19 protein-coding genes are annotated in these 23,741 nt (G+C 57.9%); 13 read left to right on the top strand and 6 right to left on the bottom strand.

Translation table 11 applies throughout. From position 1 onward, the window contains the following. The first annotated feature begins 7 nt into the window (after positions 1-7). From rlmD to EHN06_RS05770, 4 genes are all read left to right on the top strand, one after another. The gene (gene rlmD, locus EHN06_RS05755; protein WP_127330999.1) at positions 8-1,348 is read left to right on the top strand and encodes a 23S rRNA (uracil(1939)-C(5))-methyltransferase RlmD; all 1,341 of its coding nucleotides are present in this window, start codon (positions 8-10) and stop codon (positions 1,346-1,348) included. Between the two features lie 58 nt (positions 1,349-1,406). Continuing rightward, a complete protein-coding gene (gene relA / locus EHN06_RS05760; RefSeq protein WP_127331001.1) occupies positions 1,407-3,644 on the top strand; it encodes a GTP diphosphokinase in 2,238 nt (745 codons plus the stop codon). Then, a complete protein-coding gene (mazG, locus tag EHN06_RS05765; RefSeq protein WP_127331003.1) occupies positions 3,641-4,483 on the top strand; it encodes a nucleoside triphosphate pyrophosphohydrolase in 843 nt (280 codons plus the stop codon). Before relA ends, mazG begins: the two co-directional genes overlap by 4 nt. 148 nt (positions 4,484-4,631) lie before the next feature. Continuing rightward, on the top strand, positions 4,632-4,976 hold the full coding sequence (locus tag EHN06_RS05770) for a pilin assembly protein (protein WP_127331005.1): 345 nt from the start codon (positions 4,632-4,634) through the stop codon (positions 4,974-4,976). Positions 4,977-5,048: 72 nt separating this feature from the next. Here the strand turns inward: EHN06_RS05770 and EHN06_RS05775 are convergent, their stop codons facing one another. Next, positions 5,049-5,282: a hypothetical protein gene (locus tag EHN06_RS05775; protein ID WP_127331007.1), complete on the bottom strand. Its 234-nt coding sequence runs from the start codon at positions 5,280-5,282 to the stop codon at positions 5,049-5,051. Between the two features lie 83 nt (positions 5,283-5,365). Between EHN06_RS05775 and ppc the strand changes: the two genes are divergently transcribed. The 7 genes from ppc to EHN06_RS05810 all read left to right on the top strand — a co-directional run bounded on the left by ppc (position 5,366) and on the right by EHN06_RS05810 (position 13,129). Next, complete coding sequence (gene ppc / locus EHN06_RS05780) at positions 5,366-8,011, top strand: phosphoenolpyruvate carboxylase (protein ID WP_127331009.1); 2,646 nt, start codon at positions 5,366-5,368, stop codon at positions 8,009-8,011. 61 nt (positions 8,012-8,072) lie between these two features. After that, on the top strand, positions 8,073-9,443 hold the full coding sequence (locus tag EHN06_RS05785; RefSeq protein ID WP_127331011.1) for an HDOD domain-containing protein: 1,371 nt from the start codon (positions 8,073-8,075) through the stop codon (positions 9,441-9,443). Positions 9,444-9,649: 206 nt separating this feature from the next. After that, a complete protein-coding gene (gene adk / locus EHN06_RS05790) occupies positions 9,650-10,303 on the top strand; it encodes an adenylate kinase (protein WP_127331013.1) in 654 nt (217 codons plus the stop codon). A gap of 31 nt (positions 10,304-10,334) precedes the next feature. Then, a complete protein-coding gene (tsaB, locus tag EHN06_RS05795) occupies positions 10,335-11,030 on the top strand; it encodes a tRNA (adenosine(37)-N6)-threonylcarbamoyltransferase complex dimerization subunit type 1 TsaB (protein WP_127331015.1) in 696 nt (231 codons plus the stop codon). Between the two features lie 32 nt (positions 11,031-11,062). Continuing rightward, positions 11,063-11,860 carry an undecaprenyl-diphosphate phosphatase gene (locus EHN06_RS05800; RefSeq protein WP_127331017.1) on the top strand — a complete coding sequence of 266 codons (798 nt, stop codon included), beginning with the start codon at positions 11,063-11,065 and terminating at the stop codon, positions 11,858-11,860. A gap of 85 nt (positions 11,861-11,945) precedes the next feature. Beyond that, complete coding sequence (locus tag EHN06_RS05805) at positions 11,946-12,302, top strand: UDP pyrophosphate phosphatase (RefSeq protein ID WP_127331019.1); 357 nt, start codon at positions 11,946-11,948, stop codon at positions 12,300-12,302. Beyond that, a complete protein-coding gene (locus EHN06_RS05810) occupies positions 12,302-13,129 on the top strand; it encodes a class I SAM-dependent methyltransferase (RefSeq protein ID WP_127331021.1) in 828 nt (275 codons plus the stop codon). Before EHN06_RS05805 ends, EHN06_RS05810 begins: the two co-directional genes overlap by 1 nt. A gap of 11 nt (positions 13,130-13,140) precedes the next feature. Here the strand turns inward: EHN06_RS05810 and plsB are convergent, their stop codons facing one another. Next, on the bottom strand, positions 13,141-15,606 hold the full coding sequence (plsB, locus tag EHN06_RS05815) for a glycerol-3-phosphate 1-O-acyltransferase PlsB (protein ID WP_127331023.1): 2,466 nt from the start codon (positions 15,604-15,606) through the stop codon (positions 13,141-13,143). A 163-nt stretch (positions 15,607-15,769) separates the two neighbouring features. Between plsB and nudC the strand changes: the two genes are divergently transcribed. Both nudC and murI read left to right on the top strand, forming a co-directional pair. After that, the gene (nudC, locus tag EHN06_RS05820; protein ID WP_127331025.1) at positions 15,770-16,591 is read left to right on the top strand and encodes an NAD(+) diphosphatase; all 822 of its coding nucleotides are present in this window, start codon (positions 15,770-15,772) and stop codon (positions 16,589-16,591) included. Next, positions 16,588-17,454, top strand: a complete 867-nt coding sequence (gene murI, locus EHN06_RS05825; RefSeq protein ID WP_127331027.1) for a glutamate racemase — start codon at positions 16,588-16,590, stop codon at positions 17,452-17,454. Before nudC ends, murI begins: the two co-directional genes overlap by 4 nt. Here the strand turns inward: murI and EHN06_RS05830 are convergent. The 4 genes from EHN06_RS05830 to EHN06_RS05845 form a co-directional block, all read right to left on the bottom strand. Then, positions 17,432-18,439 carry a DUF2156 domain-containing protein gene (locus EHN06_RS05830; protein ID WP_127331029.1) on the bottom strand — a complete coding sequence of 336 codons (1,008 nt, stop codon included), beginning with the start codon at positions 18,437-18,439 and terminating at the stop codon, positions 17,432-17,434. The genes murI and EHN06_RS05830 overlap by 23 nt on opposite strands. Positions 18,440-18,491: 52 nt before the next feature. Further along, positions 18,492-19,145, bottom strand: a complete 654-nt coding sequence (locus EHN06_RS05835; RefSeq protein WP_127331031.1) for a class I SAM-dependent methyltransferase — start codon at positions 19,143-19,145, stop codon at positions 18,492-18,494. A 260-nt stretch (positions 19,146-19,405) separates the two neighbouring features. Beyond that, positions 19,406-21,577, bottom strand: coding sequence for a putative bifunctional diguanylate cyclase/phosphodiesterase (locus EHN06_RS05840; protein ID WP_127331033.1), 2,172 nt, complete (start codon positions 21,575-21,577; stop codon positions 19,406-19,408). A 20-nt stretch (positions 21,578-21,597) separates the two neighbouring features. Continuing rightward, positions 21,598-23,577 carry an HDOD domain-containing protein gene (locus tag EHN06_RS05845; protein ID WP_127331035.1) on the bottom strand — a complete coding sequence of 660 codons (1,980 nt, stop codon included), beginning with the start codon at positions 23,575-23,577 and terminating at the stop codon, positions 21,598-21,600. Positions 23,578-23,741 lie beyond the last annotated feature (164 nt).

The raw sequence follows: 23,741 nt of genomic DNA on the forward strand, positions 1-23,741 counted from the left end.
ATTCAGTATGAGCAGAAGACGCAGGAAGGCGCTTCCCAAAGAGCCTGTCCGTTGTGTAATCGAAACCCTGAGTCACGATGGCCGGGGTATTGCCCGTCAGGACGGAAAGACTCAGTTCGTTGACGGGGCTTTGCCCGGTGAAACCGTGATGGCGAAAATGGTCGGGTCCCGCAGCAAGTTTGATGAACTGCGAACGCTCGAGGTGCTGGAGACCTCTCCCGCCCGGGTGACTCCACCCTGTGAGTATGCGGACCTGTGTGGCGGCTGCAGTCTTCAGCACATGGGGGCTGATGCCCAGATTCAGTTCAAGGAGGATACTCTGCGGGAGCACTTTGCCCATTTCGGGGGCATTGAGCCGGAAGAGTGGGTGGCGCCGATGCTGTCACCGGCTACCCTCGGCTACCGCCGCAAAGCGCGCCTTGGCGTTCGGCATGTCCAGGCCCGGGATTCCGTACTGGTCGGTTTCCGGGAGAAGCGCAACAGCTTTCTGACGGACATTGACCGGTGCGCAGTGCTGGATCCGCGAATTGGCGAGCGTATTACGCCGCTGCGGGACATGCTTTACAAGCTGGATGCGTACAGCCGCATTGCCCAGGTGGAAGTCGCCTGTGGCGACGATGCCGCAGTGATGGTGTTCCGTAACATGGACGAGCTCAGTGATTCGGACCGGACAGCCCTGATTGCCTTTGGCCAGGTCCACGATTTGCATATTTACCTGCAGCCGAAAGGGCCGGACACCGTTCACCGGATCTGGCCCGAGGGCGGCGAAGAGCGTCTGGGCTACCGTCTTGAAGAATTTGACCTGACCATGAAGTTTCATCCCATGGACTTTACCCAGGTCAATGCAGGTATCAATGGCACCATGGTACACAGGGCCGTGGAATGGCTGGATATTCAGCCGGAGGAGCGGGTGCTGGACCTGTTCTGTGGTCTTGGCAACTTTACCCTGCCGTTGGCACGCAAGGCCGGGCAGGTTGTGGGCGTTGAAGGTGATGACGCCATGGTGGTCCGTGGCCGGGAAAATGCGGAACTCAATGGCCTGAACAATGTCACTTTCCACGGTGCCGATTTGCAGGCGGATTTCACATCCCAGCCGTGGGCAGGTGAGGGGTTCGACAAGATCCTGATCGATCCGCCGCGATCGGGTGCCCAGGAAGTGTGTGAATACCTGACAGCGTTTGGCGCAAAACGTATTGTCTACGTTTCCTGTAACCCCGCCACGCTGGCCAGGGATGCGGGCGTTATGGTGCGCAATGGCTATCGCCTGGTGAGGGCGGGTGTGATGGACATGTTCCCGCATACCACCCATGTGGAGTCCATTGCGCTGTTTGAGCGCGACGATCATTAACAGATTAACCAGCCGGTCAGGGATGGCCGGATGAATAACCGGGAATAACAAAACCGATATGGTAAAAGTTCGCGAAGATTACGCAATCACCGGCGATGGACAGGTGGATATCGGGCGCTGGGTGCGCCAGATCGAATCCCAGACCCGCCTGGAGAACGTGGATCAGTTTCGTCGCGCCTGCGAAAAGGCGGCCGAGATCGATCTACAGGCCTTCCGCGAAGACCGCCTGTGGGCCGAGGGCGCCAGCAGTTTCCGCACCGGCATCGAGATGGCACAGGTACTGGTGGAGCTGCATCTCGACCAGGCCAGCCTGGTCGCGGCGATACTTTACCGTGCGGTGCGTGAGGAACGGGTACCCCTGGAGGAAATCCGCAAGGAATTTGGCGATGAAGTTGCCGGGCTGATCAATGGTGTTCAGCAGATGGCGGCTATTTCCTCGATCCATCATCCGCTTAAGGGCAATGTGCTGGGCCAGAGTGAAGGCCAGCTCGACAATGTCCGCAAGATGCTGGTGACCATGATTGACGACGTTCGCGTCGCGCTGATCAAGCTGGCGGAACGGACCTGTGCCATCCGGGCAGTCAAGAACGCGCCCGAAGAAAAGCGTATGCGGGTCGCTCGCGAGGTGTTTGATATATACGCGCCGCTGGCCCATCGCCTGGGCATCGGGCACATCAAGTGGGAACTGGAAGATTTGTCTTTCCGGTACCTCCATGGCACCGCGTACAAGAAGATTGCCAAGCTTCTGGACGAGAAGCGTCTCGACCGGGAAAGTTATATCCGCCGGGTACTCGACACCCTGAAAACCGAGCTCAAGAATTTTGGCATCGAAGGCGAGCTGTCGGGGCGCGCCAAACACATCTACAGTATCTGGCGGAAGATGCGCCGCAAGGGCATCGATTTTTCCCAGGTCTACGATGTCCGGGCGGTGCGGGTACTGGTGCCTGAAGTGCGGGACTGCTACGCGGCGTTGGGTATCGTGCATACGCTGTGGCGCCACATTCCCAACGAATTCGATGACTACATCGCCAATCCCAAGGAAAACGGCTACCAGTCCTTGCATACTGCCGTGATCGGCCCCGAGGGCAAGGTCATGGAAGTGCAGATCCGCACCCACAAGATGCACGAAGAGGCGGAGTTGGGTGTGTGTGCTCACTGGCTGTACAAGGGTACGGACACGGGTAACCGCTCCACTGGCTACGATGCCAAGATCAACTGGCTGCGTCAGGTTCTGGAGTGGCAGGAAGAGCTGGGTGACCTGTCAGGGCTTGCCGATCACCTCAAGAGTGACGTGGCGTCTGACCGGGTGTACGTCTTCACGCCCGAAGGGCATGTGGTGGACCTGCCCCAGGGCGCCACTCCGGTGGACTTTGCCTACCGGGTCCATACCGAGATCGGCCACGCCTGTCGTGGAGCCCGGGTCAACAGCCGGATTGTACCCCTGACCTATCCCCTGAAAACGGGGGACCAGGTGTTTATCCTGACCTCCAATAATCCCGCACCGAGTCGGGACTGGCTGAACCCGAGTCTGGGCTACATCCAGACATCCCGGGCCCGGGCGAAAGTGACGCACTGGTTTAAAGAGCAGGACCGGGACCGTAACATCGTCGATGGCCGAGCCATTCTCGAAGACGAATTCCGTCGCCTCTCCCTCTATGATGTGGATCTCGGGGACCTGGCCCGCAAGGTGAATTACCACGATGCCGAGGACATGTTCGCGGCGGTCGGCGCTGGTGACCTGCGTCCGACGCACGTAGCCAACGTTGCCCAACAGATGCTGGAGCCCAAGTCCCAACAACTGGACCTCAAGCTCAGCGGTCAGCGTCGCCGCCCTTATGACACCGAATCCGATATCCGGATCCTTGGCGTGGGCAAGCTCAAGACCCAGGTGGCAAAGTGCTGTAAGCCCTTGCCGGGGGATGACATTGGAGGCTACATAACGGTTGGGCGCGGTGTGACGGTGCACCGGCAGGACTGCATAACCTACCTGAATCTGCGGGACATGGAGCCAAACCGGATTATCGAGGTGAGCTGGGGTGGCCAGCCCGCGGCGGTCTATCCGGTGGACATTGAAATCCAGGCTTATGATCGTTCCGGGTTGTTGCGGGATATCACCCAGGTGTTGTCGTCCTCGAAGAGCGATGTGTTGTCCCTGAACACACTCAGCAACAAGGACGAGAACACGGCAACAATGAACGTGACGGTGGAGATTTCCAGTCTGGAACAGCTGGCGAAGCTGCTCGCCCAGATCCGTAATCTGCCCAATATTATTGATGTGAGGCGCAAGCGAGGATGAGTTACTCCATTGAGGACCTGAAAACCCTTATGGCCCGGTTGCGGGATCCTGAAACCGGTTGCCCCTGGGATATCAAACAGACCTTTAAGAGTATTGTTCCTCACACCCTGGAAGAGGCCTACGAAGTGGCGGATGCCATTGAGCGGGCTGATTATCCCCATCTCGAAGACGAATTGGGGGACCTGTTGTTTCAGGTGATCTTCTATACCCAGATGGGGCGGGAGCAGGGGCACTTTGATTTTGACTCAGTGGTGGACAACCTGGTGCGCAAGCTGGTGCGCCGTCATCCCCATGTTTTCCCGGAGGGGACCCTCGAAAGTCGGGTGGACCCCGACAATCGGCCCGGTGAGGCTGAGATCAAGGCGAGCTGGGAGCGAATCAAGGCTGAAGAGCGTGCCCTCAAGCCCAAGCCGGAAGCTAGAGACTCCAGTCGCCTGGACGGTATCGCCCGAACCCTGCCGGCGATGGCCCGTGCGGAGAAACTGCAGAAGCGGGCCGCCAACCATGGTTTCGACTGGCCGGATATCGAGCCGGTTTTCGACAAGCTTCATGAGGAAATTGATGAACTCAAAGAGGCATGGCACGACGCCGAAAGCGGTACGGGCACCCGTGATGCCGTCGAGGACGAGCTGGGGGATCTGCTGTTTGTCTGTGTCAACCTGGCACGGTTCATGAAGGTAAATCCTGAGCAGGCGTTGAACCGGACCAATCACAAGTTCGAGACACGTTTCCGTGCCATAGAGCAGCGCCTGGAAGACGAAGGCCGGAATCTGGACGATGAAACCCTTGAGGCCCTGGACGCCATCTGGCAGCAGGTCAAAGGTGTCGAGAAAGGCTGAATACCGGGGCTCCACAAGGGAGTTGGTAGGTACAATCCGTTACCAATTAGTAGTCCCGGCAGTCGGTTCCTTCGTCTACACTTCCTGAAACGGATGCACTTTATCGGTGCGCCGTAGGCCGCAAAGAAGATGCAGGAGTGAAGGCACCATGAAAATCAAAGATCTGGTCAATTACTGGGATAAGCATGCACGGGGTCGTCTGACCCGGGATGCCTATTTTATGGAGTTGTCTGACCAGCATCATAAGCGACTGGAAAAGCTCGCTGCGCTTTATCCGATGAAATCACCCCAGGATCTGATGCGCGATCTGATTTCCGCCTCCCTTGATGAGCTGGAGACCAGTTTCCCGTACGTTCAGGGAACCAAGGTGGTGGCGTACGATGAGGACGGCTTCGAGATCTACGAGGACCAGGGCATGACCCCGCGCTTCGTCAGCCTGAGCCAGAAGCATATCCAGCGCTTGAAAGCCCGTCAGCTGGAGTCGGTTGCCTGATCAGGCAGCTATACTGAACTCTGGCTTCCCCGTCGGGGTGGTGGTGCCACCCCGAACGAACGTCCTTCTGCGTTACTTTTCTTTCCCTTCGAGTTTATCCTTCAGCGGACTCTGCCTGACCAGATCATCCAGCGCGGCTCCGATCATGTCATTGAGTATGTCGCTTTCCGACCGGTCCGGGTAAAGTTCGGCGAGGGCTGCGACCCGTGCGGCATCTTCCAGCGGCAGTCGCAGGTTGTAGTCGTGGGTCCGCTTGACGTTTTTCTTCTTGCTTTCCCAGTGCTTTGGCAGATCAGTAACTTTCATGAATTCTCCTTGCGACGACGGGCTTTAATCGTTATTAGTATCGTTAGTTTACTTCGCCTCCGTCAATTTAAAAGGACCTCAATGTGACCGAGTTACATCCCGACCTTCGAGAAAACGTTCGCATGCTGGGTGAATTGCTGGGCCAGAGCATCCGGCGCTACCCGGGGCAGGACTGTTATGACCTGATTGAGGAAATCCGTGCTGCAGCCAAAGCCGACCGTCGCCAGGAGAGTGGCTCGGGGCAGCGCCTGGTCAACCTGTTGGGAAAGCTGGGGGATGAGGAGTTGCTTCCCGTTACCCGCGCCTTCAACCAGTTTCTGAATCTGGCCAACCTGGCGGAACAGTATCACGGCATTCGCCGCAAGCGTGATCACCAGTCGGACCTGATGGTGGAATCCCTGGAACAGGTGTTCGAACGTCTCACGTCCTCCGGCATCAGTACCGATGAGTTGCACCGGCGGGTCGCGGGGCTGAGTATTGAGTTCGTGATGACGGCACACCCTACCGAGGTGGCCCGCCGCACCCTGATCATGAAATACGATGAGATGTCCGACTGTCTGGCCCGGCTGGACCATGATGACCTGTTACCGGCCGAACGGGACGAGATCGTCAACCGACTGGCGCAGTTGATTGCAGAAGCCTGGCACACCGATGAAATCCGGCATGAGCGACCGACAGCGGTGGACGAAGCCAAGTGGGGGTTCGCGGTCATTGAGAACAGCCTGTGGGAGGCATTGCCGAGGTTCCTCAGAAGCCTTGATCGGTCGCTGTCGGAAGTAACCGGACAGGGATTGCCCCTGGAGGCGGCCCCCATTCGTATTGCCTCCTGGATGGGTGGGGACCGGGACGGCAATCCCAACGTCACCCATCAGGTAACCCGCCAGGTGTTTCTGTTGGGACGCTGGATGGCGGCCGATCTCTACCTGCGCGATATCCAGGCGCTGCGTGCCGAGTTGTCGATGTGGCAGGCCAGCGATGAGCTGAGGGCACTGGCCGGCGACAGCCGCGAGCCCTATCGTCATGTGTTGGCGGAGTTGCGGGACCGGCTGATCAAGACCCGTGACTGGGCAGAAGCCAACGTCAATGGGGAAGTGGGGGACGCCACGGATATTCTGTTCGAGAACCGGGACTTCATCGAACCGCTGGAGACGTGTTACCGCTCGCTGGTGGACTGTGGTCTCGACAGTATTGCCAATGGCCCGCTGCTGGAAACCATCCGGCGTGCCCACACGTTTGGCCTGACACTTATTCGCCTGGATATTCGTCAGGAAGCCTCCCGGCATGCCCAGGCTGTGGCCGAAATGGTGGACTATCTCGAGCTTGGCGATTACCTGTCGTGGAACGAAGAGCAGCGTCAGCAGTTCCTGTTAAAAGAACTGAAGGGGCGTCGTCCCCTGGTGCCAAGGCACTGGGAGCCCTCGGAGGAGGTGCGGGAAGTCCTTGCTACCTGTGAAGTGATTGCGCAGCAGACACCCGAGGCCCTGGGGTCCTATGTCATTTCCATGGCCAGTAAGCCCTCCGACGTTCTCAGCGTGATCCTGCTGCTGCGTGAATCCGGCATGACCTTCCCAATGCGGGTGGTCCCGCTGTTCGAGACACTGGATGATTTGACGGGTGCACCGGGGAGCATGGCGGCCCTCTACGAAGTGGACTGGTATCGGGACTATTGTGGCGGACGCCAGGAAGTGATGATCGGATATTCCGATTCGTCCAAGGACGCCGGTCAGTTGATGGCTGCCTGGGCGCAATATCAGGCTCAGGAGAAGCTTACGGCGGTTGCTGCCGTCCACGGGGTTCATCTGACATTGTTCCATGGTCGTGGTGGCACTGTCGGTCGCGGTGGTGGTCCGGCCAACCGGGCCATCCTGTCACAGCCTCCTGGATCGGTGAATGGTAGCTTCCGTATCACCGAACAGGGTGAGATGATCCGCTTCAAATTCGGGTTGCCAAGGCTCGCGGAGCAGAGCCTGACGTTGTACACCACGGCTGTCATCGAGGCGACGCTGACACCTCCGCCCGAACCGGAGCCGCAATGGCGGGAAACCATGGACTGGTTGACTGAGCGCTCTCTCAAGGCCTATCGGGAGGTGGTGCGGGAAGACCCGGATTTTGTTCCCTACTTTCGCCAGGTCACTCCCGAGCAGGCGCTGGGCAAGCTGGCCCTGGGTAGCCGCCCGGCTCGTCGGAAGCCGACGGGAGGCGTGGAAAGCTTGCGGGCCATTCCGTGGATCTTCGCCTGGACCCAGATGCGACTGATGCTGCCGAGCTGGCTCGGCAGCGATGTTGCACTCGAAGAAGCGGCCCGTAGCGACCGGCTGCCAGTACTGCGGGAAATGATGAAAGGGTGGCCGTTCTTCCGTACCTATATAGACATGCTGGAAATGGTGTTGGCCAAATCCGATTTGCGAATTGCCAGTTACTATGAGCAAACCCTGGTCGAGGATGACAACCTGAAGAGATTGGGGGAAAGTCTGCGTGACCGGCTGAAAGGCTGTATTGAGCGGCTGCTGGAATTGAAGGGGCAGGAGACCCTACTGGAGGGCGAGCCGGTGTTTGCCCATTCCATGCGGGTGCGGAACCCGTATACTGATCCCCTGCATTACCTGCAGGCGGAACTGCTGAAGCGGGACCGTGAGAATGAGGGCAGGGACGACGTTCCGGAAATGGTCGGCAGGGCCCTGAAGGTAACCATGGCGGGTATTGCCGCCGGTATGCGCAATACCGGATGACCACCCCCGATGATGTATGGCCCGCTGAGTGGCGGCCAGTGCGGATAACAGGAGTAGCGCCGTGGCTGTAGCTGCGCGACTGGAACACTTTCTTGCCCGTAAGGGGATACCTTATACGGAGCAACCCATTGACCAGGTGGTGAATCTGGATGCGGCGGTGATTGCCTCGGGGCAGCCACAGGATCATTTCATCCGTGCCACCCTGCTGATTGACATCAACGGTGTGGTCATGGCGGTTCACGGTTTTAACAGTGCCCTCGATATGGATGCGGTACAGCAGTTGACGGGGCGTCGTCTGCAGCCGTTGACCGCTCGCCAAAGCAATCGCCTGTTTGCGGACTGTGATCCCGGTTTCCAGCCTCCGATTGGCGGAGCCTACGATATTCCGGTGCTGGTCGATGAGGATGTACTGACGTATTCCCGTGCCCTGATGAGCAGTGGCAACGATCATACCCTGATTGAACTGGACGGGCGTGCGTTGCGCCTGGCGCTGGCGGGGTCCCGTGGTGGGCACCTGGTGATCCGGGGGCGGGCTACCGCTGAGCGGGACGCCCTTACTCTGGAGGAAGTCGCGGACAAGTTGCAAAAGCTCTATCGACTTCCTCCGATGCCCGCCCTGGCCCTGAAAATACTGAAGTTGACCGCCAATACCGAAGCCACGGCCAGGGAGCTGGCGGAGCTGATTGAGTTTGACCCCAGCCTGACGGCTCAGATCATGCGCTATGCGCGATCAGCCCTGTTCAACTATCCGGGGCAGATAAACTCGGTTCAGGAGGCGGTGACCCGGGTCCTGGGATTCGACAGGGTGGCCCACATCGCCCTGGGTATTGCATCGGTCCGGGCCTTTGACGTGCCCCGCCAGGGAATGCTGGGAATGGATAGTTTCTGGCGCCATTCCCTCTATTGTGCTTTCCTGTGCCAGCGCATTGCTTCCCACTGCAACGAAGACAGGAGCCTGGCCTATCTGTGTGGCCTTCTGCACAACTTTGGACTGCTGCTGGTGGGGCACCTTTTCCCCAGTGAATTTGAAGAACTGAATACACTGCGGGAGGCGAACCCCGATGTCAGTATGCATTCCCTCGAACAACAGGTGTTTGGAGCGGGGAGTGGCCAGGACGTTCTGGCGGTCGGCCACGGGGCCATCGGTGGTATCCTGCACCGACTGTGGCAACTGCCGGATCCGGTCATCAAGGCTGCCGGCATGCACCAGCATGCCGGATACCACGGTGAGCATGAGAACTATGTGCTCATGGTGCAACTGGCCAATGGGCTGCTGAAAGAGCGTGGTATCGGCGACGAGTTTAACCCGGATGACATCCCGGCACTGGCCAGTGCCCTTGGATTAGGGGAAGATGCTGTCGTAGCCATCGGTGCCAACATTGACGAAGTAGCCGGTGAGCTGGACGCCCTGGCGGTGTCCCTGTCAACCTGATCCTTTCTGGTGTTTCCGGGTACCCTGTGTCCCCTAATGGTGCATGATACGGAGGTCGACTTTCTCTGAAGCGGCTGACTTCGTATAATGCGCCTTCGCCGGTTCCGGCTCGCACCTGTTCCTGGCCGAGAGGTTTTCGCAAAAGCAAAGGTTTTTGCAATAGCTTTTCAAACGATAATGACTAAATATTATGGGAGCACAACGCTATGCGAATCATTATGTTAGGCGCGCCGGGCGCGGGTAAGGGGACACAGGCCCAGTTTATTACCGAGCGTTTCGACATCCCCCAGATCTCTACTGGCGATATGCTGCGGGCAGCAGTTAAGGCCGAGTCCGAGCTGGGCAAGCAGGTCAAGGAAGTAATGGCGACCGGTGGTCTGGTGTCTGACGATATTATCATTGCACTGATCGAGGAGCGTATCCAGCAGCCGGACTGCAAGAATGGCTTCCTGCTGGATGGTTTCCCTCGCACCATTCCTCAGGCCGAGGCACTGAAAGATCAGGGCATCGATATTGATTACGTGGTTGAAATTGCGGTGGATGATGAGGAAATCGTCAGCCGTTTGTCCGGTCGTCGCGTCCATGAGGGCAGCGGTCGCATTTACCACGTCAAATACGATCCGCCCAAGCAGGAGGGCAAGGACGACGAAACCGGTGAGCCTCTGGTTCAGCGCGAGGACGACAAGGAAGAAACCGTGCGCAAGCGCCTCTCCATTTACCATGAGCAGACAGCACCGCTGATTGGCTACTATCAGGATTGGGCCGAAAAGGACGCCAGTGCTGCACCGCAATACGTGCGCGTGGAAGGTGTTGGTAGCCTGGACGCGATTCGTGACCAGATTCTTCAGAAACTGAAGTAATCCGCACAACCCTGAGGCAACCGCAGCATCTGTGAAGTTACTGGCACTGGATACCTCATCGGAAGGCTGCTCGGCCGCGTTGCTGGTTAACGGCAACGTCACTGAGCGCTTTGATCTGGCTCCCCGTGGTCATACCCGCTTGCTGATGCCGATGATCCGCGAGCTGCTGGCCGAGCAGAAACTGGCGCCAGCGGACCTGGATGCCCTTGCGTTTGCCCGTGGCCCGGGATCTTTCACCGGGCTCCGTATCGCCACTGGCGTAATTCAGGGCCTGGCGTGGGGGCTGGAGATACCGGTTATTCCTGTTTCCTCTCTGGCCACGGTCGCTCTGGATGCGATTGAACACTTCGGCGTTGCCGAGGGAGATGGTCTTGCTGTCGCCTTCGATGCGCGTATGGGGGAGGTCTACTGGGGCTGTTTCCAGTCCCGCGGGGGCTTGCCTGTGCCGGTGGCATCGGAGCGCGTCTGTCCTCCGGAGTCTGTCAGCCTGCCAGCTTTGGGTGGCTGCTGGTATGGTGCCGGGCAGGGCTGGCACTTACGGGAACAGATGCCGCAACCCCTGGTGTCTGCCGTCTCGCAAATCGATGACACTCTGGTGCCGCGGGCCAGCTGTGTGGCACGCCTTGCCAGCCATGAACTGGCTGCCGGTGGCGGTGTGTCCGCTGCCGAAGCGCAGCCGGTGTATGTTCGTGACGAAGTGACCTGGAAGAAGTTGCCAGGTCGCTGATCAACCCTTACCTGTTCCCGGAACCTTTGCCGATGGAATTGTGGCATATCATTGCCCTGGCTGTTATTCAGGGGCTGACGGAATTTCTCCCGATCAGCAGTTCTGCCCACCTGATCCTGCCTTCGCAGGTGCTTGGTTGGCCTGATCAGGGCCTGGCCTTTGATGTTGCCGTGCATGTCGGCACGCTGGCGGCCGTGATGTGGTATTTCCGCCGTGAGGTGTATCGGCTCACTGTGGCCTGGGTGGGGGATACCGCTCGTGGGCGCCTGAGTGAAGACAGCGGTCTGGCCTGGGCGGTGATCGTGGGCACCGTGCCTGCAGGCCTGGCTGGTCTGTTACTGAATGACTTTATCGAGACGGAACTGAGATCCGGTCTGGTGATTGCGACCTCCACCGTCGGCTTCGGGTTGGTGTTGTGGTGGTCCGATGTCGTCGGTCGTCGGGTGAGGGATTTGCCGGCGCTGACCATCAAGGACGCCATAATTGTCGGGCTGGCACAGGCCCTGGCACTGATTCCCGGAACCTCCCGTTCGGGTATTACCATCACCGCCGCGTTGTTCCTGGGATTAAAAAGGGAAGCGGCCGCCAGGTTTTCCTTCTTGCTTTCCATTCCCCTGATCCTGGCAGCGGGGTTACTGAAGACCCTGGAGCTGGTGGAGCAGGGCGGTGCGACTGACTGGGCCGCTATTTTGCTGGGCACACTGTTGTCCTTTGTCAGTGCGGTTGTCTGTATCCACCTGTTTCTGAAGTTTCTCGAGCGTCTGGGCATGATGCCGTTCGTGATCTACCGCTTGCTGCTGGGGCTGCTGCTTGTAGTTATGCTGTGGTAGGTTGGTTAAGAACTGTTCATCAGGCTTTTAAATTGCGTGACGATATCTCATACTCGAATTCCACCCATTGTTCCGGTTTTCATTCATGATCGGCGGCGTTAACCCCAACAGCAATTACCCGTTCCAGTCTGGCAACAGCAATCCAGTCAGAGAACGTAGTGATGTGGCGCGGACGCCTGCATCCTCGCCTGACAGGAGTGCCGAGGGTGTACGCCGTGATCTGGCTGAGGGTCGCCCCGAGACCGCTCCACGCCAGGTCAGTACCGAGTCCCTGGAGCGTCGTGTGGAGGCGCGTCGGGCGGCGGAAGATGCCCGCCTGGAACGCTTTCGCGCCGATGAATTGCCGTTGTCCACTTCCCGTGCCCTGGCCACGTTTACCGATATCGCCGCTCGCGGCGATATCGGCGAGAATGGTCTGGCCGGTATTGATATCCTGGTTTGATGTCTCCGGAATTTCCCGTTTCTGAACTTGCCGTTGCCTGCAGCCCGTTGGGTGATGCGTCGCAGGCTCGTGAACTGGCGACGCAGTTGGCCATCCCTTTTCTGGGAGCCGTCAAACCCAAACGGGTGACCGACTTCTCCGTGCTGCTGCTATTTGATGAGCAAGGGCTGTGTCTGCAAGTGACCGGTAAAGGCGCGCCCGGACCGGTGCGAGCGGAATTCGTGTCTGGTAAGGCCGGTTATCGTCGTGAACATGGTGGTGGTACCGGACAGCTGGTTGCCAAGGCCATTGGCCTGCAAAAGACCCGGGCGTCACTGCATGTGGTGGATGCCACGGCTGGCCTGGGGCAGGATGCGTTTGTGCTGGCCGGGTTGGGGTGTCGGGTCACGCTTTTTGAGCGCAACCCGGTCATTCACGCGCTGCTGGCAGACGGGCTGGCCAGAGCGGCCCTGAATGCCGATTGTGCCCCCATTATTGCCAGAATGACACTGCGGGCCGGCAGCAGCACGGCGTGGCTGGAGAGTCTGGGCGAAAGTGGTGGGGAAGACGCAGCGGACATTGTGTACCTGGATCCGATGTTCCCCCATCGGGACAAGTCTGCACTGGTAAAAAAGGAAATGCAGGTGTTTCGCACCGTGGTGGGGGACGACGACGATGCATCGGAGCTATTGGCCGCAGGACTGAAAGCGGCCACCTACCGGGTGGTGGTCAAGCGTCCCCGCAAGGCGCCATCCATTGAAGGGCCGGAACCGGCCACCCGCATTGAGGGCAAGAGCAGCCGCTATGACATCTACCCGCTCAAGGCGTTACCTGGTAGTCACCCCTGATATCGCCCCGATCACGCGCCGAGCATGGTGACCTGCTGGATGGCCTGGCGCTTCTCAACACTCAGTACCAGACGGGCATCTTCCGCCACCTCGTTCAATCCTTCGGTGTAACTGAGCAGACCGTTGTCATCGGTGGTGATGACGCCGTTTTTCTGCATATTGGCAATGAAGTTACGGAACAGGCTCTTATCGAAGAACTCGGGGGCATTCAGCCCGAACAGGATTGACATACGCTCCGCGAGCAGGGTGCTTTGCTCTTCAAGTTCGGCAGCGCTGATCCGGCCGGAACCGTATTTGCGCAGAATGCCGATGGCAATGTGGTAGCGCTCCAGGGTCTGGATGATAAACCGCGACAATACCCGCAGGCGCAACATCGCATCGGTGCCCTCCTCCGGCCGGTAGATCCTCCCGTCTTCTTCAACGATCAGCCCCTGTTCAATCATCAGGTCGATCCATTGATTGATGACGCCCTCGACTTCATCCGGTTCGTATTTCAGGAACAGTTCGGACTGAAGATAGGGGTAGGCGACGCTGGCCAGAAATACGATTTTTTCCCGCTGGAGCGAGTCCTTGTTTTCGAATAGGCTGGCAATCAGTGAGGGCAATGCAAACAGGTGCTGGATGTTATTGCGATAGTAAGTCATCAGGATGGCATTGCTGCCTTCGAGGGCAATAATGTCGCCCAGTTGCTGGGGTTGGCGAGTGACCAGCCCCATATTTTCGCAGTAGGTCACCCAGTCCTTGCCGCTGCCCTCGGGCATGGTGACGGTGCGGGCATAGGGGAAAGCCTTCAGCAGGTTGGCGTACTGATCCATCAGGCGGATGAGCTGGCTTTCGTCCATGGCCAGCCGGTCGGTGCCCAGCAGCACGGTTGCGGTCATACCGATAGGATTCACGGCCACCGAGGCGTTGATATTGGCCGCCACACGGGTGGCTAGCTTTTCAACAGCTTCCGGCAGCCAGGATGGACGGTATTCGGAGTCGTACGCCTCGTTGCGCCAGCTCGGGTGGGTTTCGTTCAGGACGTCCTCAAGGGGAATGGCCTCGCCGAAATTCACGGCGACCCGGCCAAAGGATTTGCTGAGCTTACGCACGGTCTTGGCCAGGCCGAACACGCTTTCTTTCTGTTTTTTCTTGCCCCGCAGTTCCCCGAGGTAGGAACGACCCTCCATGACCTTTTCATAGCCCACGTACACCGGTACAAACACAATGGGTTTGCGGTGATTGCGCAGGAAACTGCGGACCGTCATGGCCAGCATGCCGGGTCTTGGCTGGAGCATGCGGCCGGTGCGGCTGCGGCCGCCTTCGACGAAATATTCCACCGAATAGCCCCGGGTGAACATGACGTGCATGTATTCGTTGAATACCGTGGCGTAGAGAGGATTGTCCTTGAAGCTGCGGCGCATGAAAAAGGCGCCGCCCCGGCGCAGGATAGGGCCGACAATGGGCATGTTCAGGTTGATGCCGGCGGCAATATGCGGGGGCATCAGGCCGTTCTTGTAGAGCACGTAGGACAGCAACAGGTAGTCAATGTGGGAACGGTGACAGGGCACATACACCACGGCATTGTCCTGGGCGACTTCCTTGGCAACGCGGATGTTGTTGACGGCAATACCGTTGTAAATGCGGTTCCACAGCCAGGACAACACCACTTCCAGGAAGCGGATGGTGACGATGGACATACTGGCAGCGATTTCGTCCGCATACTTATAGGCCTTCGCCCGTACCTTTTCCGGCGGAATATCGTCCTGGCGGGCGGTCTCCCGGATGGCTTCCTTTACTGCCTGGGTACGGACCAGCCCTTCCACCAGGGTACGTCGGTGGGACAGGTCCGGGCCGAGTACGGCCTGGCGAACGCGGCGGAAATGGGTGCGGAGAATGCGGGCCAGTTTGCGGTTGGCGCGTTCTTCGCTGTGGCGATATTCCTCGATCACCTGTTTCAGGGACAGCGGCTGATTGAACTGGACGTATGTGTTACGGCCGTGAAGCATGATGATCAGGAGCTTCTGGAGGCGGCCGGCCACGGACCAGGTGTCGGACAGCAGCAGCTTGACCAGGGATTTTTCCTTGTCCGGTGATCGCCCCCAGAACAGGGACACCGGTATGATCTGGACGTCTTTGTCCGGGTGTTCCAGACCATAACGGACCAGCGCCTTGAATTCTGAAGTTGGTACCGGGGTTTGTCGCTTCTGGAACAGGCCGCCAATGCGCCGGTAGAGGAAGAAAAACGAATGCACCGGCCCGTTTTTAACTGGCAGCGAGGCTTCAGCGCCGGGCAGGTTGCTTCGTAACACTTCCTGTTCCAGGACCAGGCGGCTGGACATGGAGCTGTATTGCAGCACGTAGCAGACAGGCTTGTCGGGATCGAGTCCGAGAGCTTCGCGACTGTTACCACTGACGTCCGTTCTGACCCACAGGAACAGAATCTTGCGGAAAAAAGTCAGAATCAGGCTGCGAAGGGCCTGTAAAATTCGCATAAAGTGTTGCTCCGGTTTACAAAACAGGCGCTAAGTTTACTTGGTTGTGTGCGGGGCGGAAAGATGTGCTGGCGTTCTGCTGTGGTGCTCTGTGTGGTACATTTCCCGCTGTCAGGATGCATCGGACACCCGCAAAACTCACTCTCTGATTCAGGATTCGTTTATGACGTCGTGGCTGCCGGGCTGGTCAACTACTCCCCCCGGGTCTGATGATCTGGTGCTGGCGCTCACCGGGAACAGTGTGGCAAGAATCGAGGGCCACTGGCTGGTACGTTGGCAGCAGGCTGAGGCACTTGCAGTCACGGGGCTCACCCCGGTAAGCCTTGGCCAGTGGGGTGGGCAGCCACTTTACGTGGTTGAGCTTGACGCCGATCGTTTGCCGGACACGGTGGAAACGATCCCCCTGAGGGATGCGATTCTGATGATGGAAGACGCGCCCGTCGAGATGCTGGGAACCGGCTTTCAGATCTGGCAATGGTGGCGGGATCACCGTTTTTGTGGTCGCTGTGGTGGTGTCACCGGCCTCCATCCGCTGGAGCGCGCCAAGTGGTGCGAGCCGTGTGGTATTCCCTGGTATCCACGGGTTGCTCCCTGTGTCATCGTGGTGATCCGACGGGAAAATCGTATGCTTTTGGCCCGATCGTCCCGGGTCAAGCGCCACTTCTACAGCCTGATTGCCGGCTTTGTGGAGCCCGGAGAAAGTCTGGAGCAGGCCGTTGCCCGTGAAGTGAAGGAAGAAACCGGTCTGGACGTGGATAATATCCGCTATCGCTCGTCGCAACCCTGGCCTTTCCCGCACCAACTGATGGTTGGTTTTTTTGCGGACTATGTTGGTGGTGATCTGGTGCTTCAGGAGGATGAACTGGCGGATGCAGGCTGGTATGGCGCGGAAGATTTGCCGCCTGTTCCCCCAATCACCACCATTGCCGGTCGGTTGATCCGGGAGATGGTGCGGGAATTGAGGCAGCAGCGGGAAGATCAATGAATGTGCCGAATAAGGATGGTGTAACCGTGCCGCGTATTCTGGTGTTTGACTCCGGTGTGGGTGGCCTGAGCGTATCGGCCTGTATCCGGCAGCGCCTGCCTTTCGCCGAACAGGTGTATGTGGCGGACAACGCCGGTTTTCCTTACGGCGACCAGCCCGAATCCGTGGTCACCCGGCGTTGTCAGCGGTTGATTTCCGAGGCACTGCGAATGTTTCCCTGCGATGTCATTGTGGTGGCCTGTAATACGGCGAGTACCGTGGTATTGCCCGATTTGCGATCGATGACCTCGATACCGGTGGTCGGTGTCGTGCCGGCGGTGAAGCCAGCAGCGGCCTGCAGTCAGAACCGCCGTATTGGCGTGTTGGCCACACCGGCAACCATTCGCCGTCCCTATCTGGAGGAGCTGATCCGGGAATTTGCGGCGGACTGTCAGATCGAACGTATCGGCCACCCGCAGCTTGTTCGGTGGATTGAGGATTTCGTCGCCGGCCATGAACTTCCACAACCGTTGTTATGTGAGGCTTTGCAGCCATTCCGGCAGGCGGGCGTCGATACCGTTGTGCTCGGCTGTACCCACTACCCGCTGATTCGGGACAGGCTTCAGGCGTGCCTGCCCGACGTACGTTTCTGGGTGGATTCCGGTGACGCCATTGCCCGCCGTACCGAGTGGCTGCTTGGGCAGTTGGGCAAGTCTGCAGTTGCTTCACGGGTGGTTCCGGACTATTCAGTGCGCGCAGCTCTGTTTTCCGGGGAAGTTCCCAGCGGGCTGAGGGACTACATGGAACAGTCAGGGTTGGCCCCGGATGAGATCCGGGGCCGCTGGCCCGGTGATGAAGGGGTTACAACAGCCGGGTCAGCTTGAACATGGCCAGGAATTCCAGAGCGGGAATGGTCTTGCGATGGCAGCAGTAGGTTTTGAAATTATCACCACGGAAACGGGATTTGGTGAACTCCAGTCCTTTGAAGTTATACAGGAAATTCCCGTGTTCGTAGAGACCGTGGAGTATGCGTTTAAGCAGCCGGCTTTCCTGAGGCTCGGTGGCCGGGGCCAGTGACAGCGGGATCAGTCCGAGATCCAGATAGGGCACACCTTCCGATCTGAAAATCTCCATGGCGTGGGCCATCAGTGTGTAGAAAATCCCCTGTCGGAAATCGGCGTTGGCCCGGGAAATATTGGGCACATAGCTGACGATGTCGTTGTTGCAGTAAACCGGATCAAAGTAGATAAAACCCACCGCCTTGCCGTCCTGGTATGCGTAAAAGTGACGTTCATTTTCCCGGTAATCCATTTCCATGGGACGAATCAGGAACCGGATTTCCTTGCTTTTGCACTTGCGGGTGCGTATCCAGGCATCCGAAATTTCCCGGGTATGGTCGTCACTGAACCGTTCTTTCACGGTGATTCCATTCTTCTCTGCCTGGTTCAGGGCAGTGCGAAGTACCTGCTTTTTCTTGCCACTCAGGGTCCAGCGCTTCAGGTCGATGCGGGACTCACTGCCGAACTGGGTGCCAAATAATCCAAAGCGCACATGCAGGAAGTCGACGACTGGTTTGGATACCTGAATGTAGCAGGCGTTCGGAAATCGATTGTGGAACCGCTCCAGAATGAGGGCGAAGTTTTCCGGGGCACAGACCGGATCCGACAATACAAATGTACCTCCCCATTTGCGCATATAGGCGATGTAGCCGACGCCGGCCATGTCGTAATATTTCATCCCCGGCTGAAGGGTGGAGAAAGATTGGGAGTGGCCCCCGTATTTCTTCAGGTAGCCCACCCGCTCGTGAAAGCCGAAAGTGCCTTCCTCCAGTGAGCGGATATTATCGAGCGTTAGAATCTGGTCTGACATGGTCATGCTCCCCCGGTTTTTTCTTGTTCAGAGCGTGTCTGAGGGTTCCTGTTCAAGCCTGTTTCTGACCCAGGATCGACCAGTAGCAGTTCATGTTCAGCAACTTGAAGTGCTTCTTCTCGGTGACGTGGAGGCCAAGGCGTTGCATGTGCTCGGGGTAGTTGTAGATCTTGTGAAAGGCGTTGTTGGCGAAGAGCCAGAAAATGAAGACGGCCATGTACCAGTACATTTTCTTGAATAACCGGGCGACGATGTTGCCGGTGGGGTAGCAGAAATCGCCCACCACCACCTTGGCGTCCGCTGTGCCAAGCCGGATCAGGTGTTCCAGCACCCGCACCATCATGTCTTCGTCGAACACGTTGAGAAAGAAATTGGCAACGACCATATCGTATTGCCCGAATTCCTCGACCCTCATGATGTCGCTGTGGATGCGGCGGATTGTCAGGTGAGGTGCTTCTTTCTCCTGCGCTTCGCCGAATTTGCGCAACATGGTTTCCGACAGATCAACCACCGTTACGTCAGCACCCAGCTCGGCGGCGCGGATCGCATCCCGTCCATGGCCAACACCAGCGAAAAGGATGCGTGATCCGGAACCTATGGTTTCCACATCCAGCATGGCGGTCTTGCACCGATGGATATTTTTTCCGCTGTACAGGTTGCTGAGGAAGTCGTAAACGGGGCCGATATATTTGTACTTGTCGCGCATGATCACTGCTGCCTGTCCAGATCCTGGGGATGTTGTCGCCGTTTTTGTGATTGTTGGCTCGACTGCCTGTCGGCTTTCCGGTGACAACGCCTTGTGGATCTCACTCTAGGGAAGGGACGGAGGGAATTATGTGCAGCACCGCGCATTTCCAGATACACAAAATAACGAAATGAAACACTTTGCAAACCAATTCAATATTTATAATAAGATTGTTCGACAATGGTTTTGCGTGGAGAGCAATCAGGAGGGTGACGCGCAGGTCAGAGTGCGGCAGCCGGGGCAGGAAGATGGCCCAGGCATTTTTCGATGACCTCGGCGGGCTTGGCCGCGCCATGGATGAAACCCTGGATCTGATGGCAGCCAAGATGTTTCAGGTAGCTCAGCTGTTCGATTGTCTCAACGCCCTCCGCTATGATCTCCAACCTGAGCCCATGTGCCATGGCGACAATGGCGTTAACGATGCAAGCACCTTCTTCGCCACTGCGAATCGCTTTGACGAAGGACTGATCGACTTTGAGGGTGTGGATCGGCAGGCGGTGGATGTAATTGAGAGACGAATAGCCAGTGCCAAAATCGTCAATCGCAATGCGAACGCCGAAATCGACCAGCTCCCGCAGTTTCTGGCTGATTTGTTCCAGATCGTTCATGATCAGGTTCTCGGTAATCTCAATTTCCAGGTTTCGTGGTGGGAAATTGCTGGCTCGCACCTGATGCATCAGAGTGTCCACAAACTTCGGGTGTTCTACCTGTATGGGAGAAAGGTTTACCGCCAGGCGGAGATCCTGGTGGCCGGAGCGGATCCAGTGTCCTACCTCCCGAAAGGCCTGGTTCATGACCCATTCGCTGACCTGGGTAATCAGTCTGGTTTCTTCCGCCAGGGGCAGGAAGTCCCGGGGGTAGAGCAGGCCCCGTACAGGGTGTTGCCACCGCACCAGGGCTTCCAGTCCCACGACCTGATTGGTCGTCGCGCAGACCTGGGGTTGATAGAAGACCCGTAACTCATCACGTTCCAGAGCCAGCCGCAGGTCCCGTTCGAGGCTGAGGCGGTTTGCCGAGTCAATGCTCATGCTTTCGGAATAGAAGCGATAGCCGTCTTTGCCCCGGGCCTTGACATGGTACATGGCGATGTCCGCGTTCTGGATCAGGTGGTCCATGCTCTTCCCGGCCTCCGGGAAAATGGAAATGCCAATACTGACGCCGACGAATACTTCGTGTTCGCCCAACTGGAACGGGGAACGGAGAGCCTTGATCAGCTTCTTCGCAATCAGCCGGGCGTCTTCGTGGCTGTGGATTGATGGCAGCAGTAACGTGAACTCGTCGCCACCAAACCGCGACAGGGTGTCACCCTTGCGAAGGCAGCGTTCAAGTCGATGGGTGACTGCCTGCAGCAAACGATCCCCCATGGCATGGCCCAGGGTGTCGTTGATCACTTTGAAGCGATCGAGGTCCAGGAACATCACCGCGAGTTTCTGGTCGCCCCGTTGGGCGTGGGTAATGGCGAGTTCCAGCCGGTCCTTGAACAGGGCCCGGTTCGGCAAACGGGTCAACAGGTCGTGATAGGCCTGGAAGTTGATAAACGCTTCCGCTTCCTTACGCTCAGTGACATCCCGGGCAGTACCATAGTACCGGGCTTCCCGGCCGTTGCCCTGGTTGTCGGCACCCGCCTGTGGCCAGGTTTCCGGGTCTATCGGGAAGGCGGTGATTTCAAAGTGGCGGTTGGCGCGACGGCTGCCCCGGGTTTTCAGGCGAACTTCCAGGGTGCGGGGGTTATCCGCCGAGATATTGGGGGCATTGAGGGCGTAGGTGCCCCGGGCGACATCCCGGTCATCAATAATGTGGCGGAAATGGCGACCACACAGTTCCTGCGGATGGTACCCCAGCATACTTTCAACCTTGCTGTTCACAAAGCAGAAGTGGCCGTCCCTATCAAGCATGAAGACGATGTCCGGCGAACTGTTGACGATATATCGGTGCAGTGCCTCGGACTTTTCGAGACGCCCGCGCATGTGCTCGTGGGCGCGTAACAGACTCCGTTTTTCAAGCACGCTTTCAACGGTGGTGAGGAGCTCGTCGGGATCAAAGGGTTTGCGAATATAGTCCAGCGCGCCGCGCCGCAGGGCGCGGCTTACCGAGTCAAAGGAACTCTCACCGCTGACAACGACAATGCCGCAATCCGGTTGTCGGGAAGCGATGTGCCTCATGACCTCGAACCCGTCCAGCCCGGGCATGCGTAAATCCAGCATCGCAAGGTCAAAGCTCTGGCGGTCAATCAACTGACAGGCACTGTGACCATCTGCTGCTTCGGTGACAGCATACTCCTGGCCGCGAAGCAGGGAACCGAGACTCGCCAGTAGCCTCGGCTCGTCATCGACCACGAGAATCCTTGCGGGTATCTGGTCGCTGAAAGGCTGTTCTGAGTGCGCAGGTTTCATTGGTGTTTGCCCGTTATTCTTCAACCGTTATCGTTCTTCTGGTTGCCTGCCGCGGGAAATAGTATCCTGAAGACCGTGCCCTCATTCCCCGTGCGGCAAGCGATGCTGCCCTCCATGTCGTCGATGAGCTGTTTAACAATGCTCAGGCCCAGTCCACTGTGACCTTTCCCCTTGCTGGTTGTTACCGGTGAGAACAAGGTGTTCCTGATCTTTTCAGGAATGCCGCCACCGTTGTCGGAAATTTCAAGTTCGACCCAGGTCCGGCCATCCTGCCAGACGGGGGCTGATGTTTTGATGGTCACCTGGTCCCCCTCGACCAGACTTTCGGCGGCATTGCGAACCAGATTGATGAGGATCTGTCGGATGGTCGATGGAGAGGCTGCAACCCCGGTGTCATCCTGGCACAGGGAAATTGCCAGTTGTTTGCTTTCATCGGCGAACAGGCCATCTTCCAGAAGCTCCTTCAGGACGTGGATCTCGTGATTCAGCACCGCGCTGGCGGTGTCGCCGGAATCTCCGACTGCCTCCGGGCGACTGATTCGTAACAGCAAGTCCCCGGCCCGATCCAGTTCTTCCCGGATCACATCCAGATCACTTTGTATGTCAGTATCGTCAAGGCGGTGACGAAGCTGATGAATATATTGCCGAATAATCGTCAGTGGATTGCTGACTTCGTGAAGCTGGCTGCGCAGTGAACGCTGCGCCAGTTCCGCATCCAGTTGGTCGTCGGTGTGGGATGTCCCGGTTTCCCCGCGGGCCAGGGATTTGGCCAGTTCGGCGGTAAAGAGAGTGGCCATGTTTTCGGCAGCAACTGAATTGGTGTTATCCGTGCCCAGTACAAACACCCCGGGGCATCCGGTCTCCGTGACGACGGGGACGGCGAGCAGTGACGGTGTGCGCAGTAGTGAAAGCAGTTGACGGTCCAGAACCGTTTGATTTCGATCCGCCAGATGAACGGCTCTTTGCCGGACAAAGGCTTCAGTCAGGACGCTGGTGCCCGGGTTGCTGGCGATGCTGAGACTGGGGATGTCACTGATGGTTCCGGACAGCAGGGTCAGGCCGTCGGTCGTGCGACCAAAGCACAGTGCCTGCAGGCCGGTGATCAGGGTCAGGCTGCTGACGGTGTCCGCCAGGACCTTTGCCGGTGTGCCGTCCAGGGATGACATGTTAAGGGCATGGCAGGCCAGGGTTTGTTCAAGGACAGCACGCTTTAATTGACGCTGAGCTGCAGTAGGGTTGTATTCGTCGTTCAGGGGAATGCCAAGAGATTCCGCGACGCCAGTGACTTCCCGGTCGATACGCCGGTTGATCTCCAGAGTCAGGTCCTCGCTCAAACCAAACACCGTACCCGCCGCCGCGATACCTGCGGTATCCGACAGCGCCAATCTGGTAGCGAGGCTAATCAGTTTGACCAGATGTCCTGCATCCCGGATCTCTGACGGCATAGCCTGCTGGTATCGCATGGCATCTTCCGCCATGGCACCCAGCCCCCAGGACCGGACCAGCTCTGCTGCAATATCGCACTGGTGGTTCAGATAGTATTGCCGGGCTTCGCCGGGGGGAGATTTCAGGGCAAGAAGTTCTCCGATGTTGTGGAGCATGCCCAGCATGAATGCCTGATCGGGTTCCGGGTAACGGGTGAGGGTGGCCAGTGCCCTTGCGGTTAGCGCCGTGGTCAGAGATAGTCGCCAGAAATCCCGCAGTTGCTGCCATTGATCCGCACCCAGCTCAAGCATCATCTGGCGGAGAGCTGCTGTCAATAACAGGGTTTGAAAGCGCTGGGTGCCCAGGCGTAACAGGGCCTGGTCAATTGAGTGTAACTGGGTGGCAGGTCCGTAAAGTGCGGAATTGGCAACCGCAAGCACTCGGACGGCCAATGCGGTGTCGGTGGAAACAATATCACTGATCTTGCGGTAGCTGTCGTCCTGGTGACAGGCTTCCAGCGCTCGCAGGGTAACCTCCGGAAGACTTGGTAACTGAATGTCTGGGGCTGTTTGCATGGGCTACCTGTGAACGCCTGTGTCGCTATGCTCTGACGACATGTTCATTATTCTTGTCCGTCAAGAGCTTAGACAATAACGTGGATTTATTAAACTGTTATTGCTGAAATTTTGAACGTTGTGTTATCCAGTTTGTGATATGTGTAGAATTTGGACAGGTTACG

It is taken from the genome of Marinobacter sp. NP-4(2019) (genome assembly GCF_003994855.1).
Taxonomy (GTDB): domain Bacteria; phylum Pseudomonadota; class Gammaproteobacteria; order Pseudomonadales; family Oleiphilaceae; genus Marinobacter.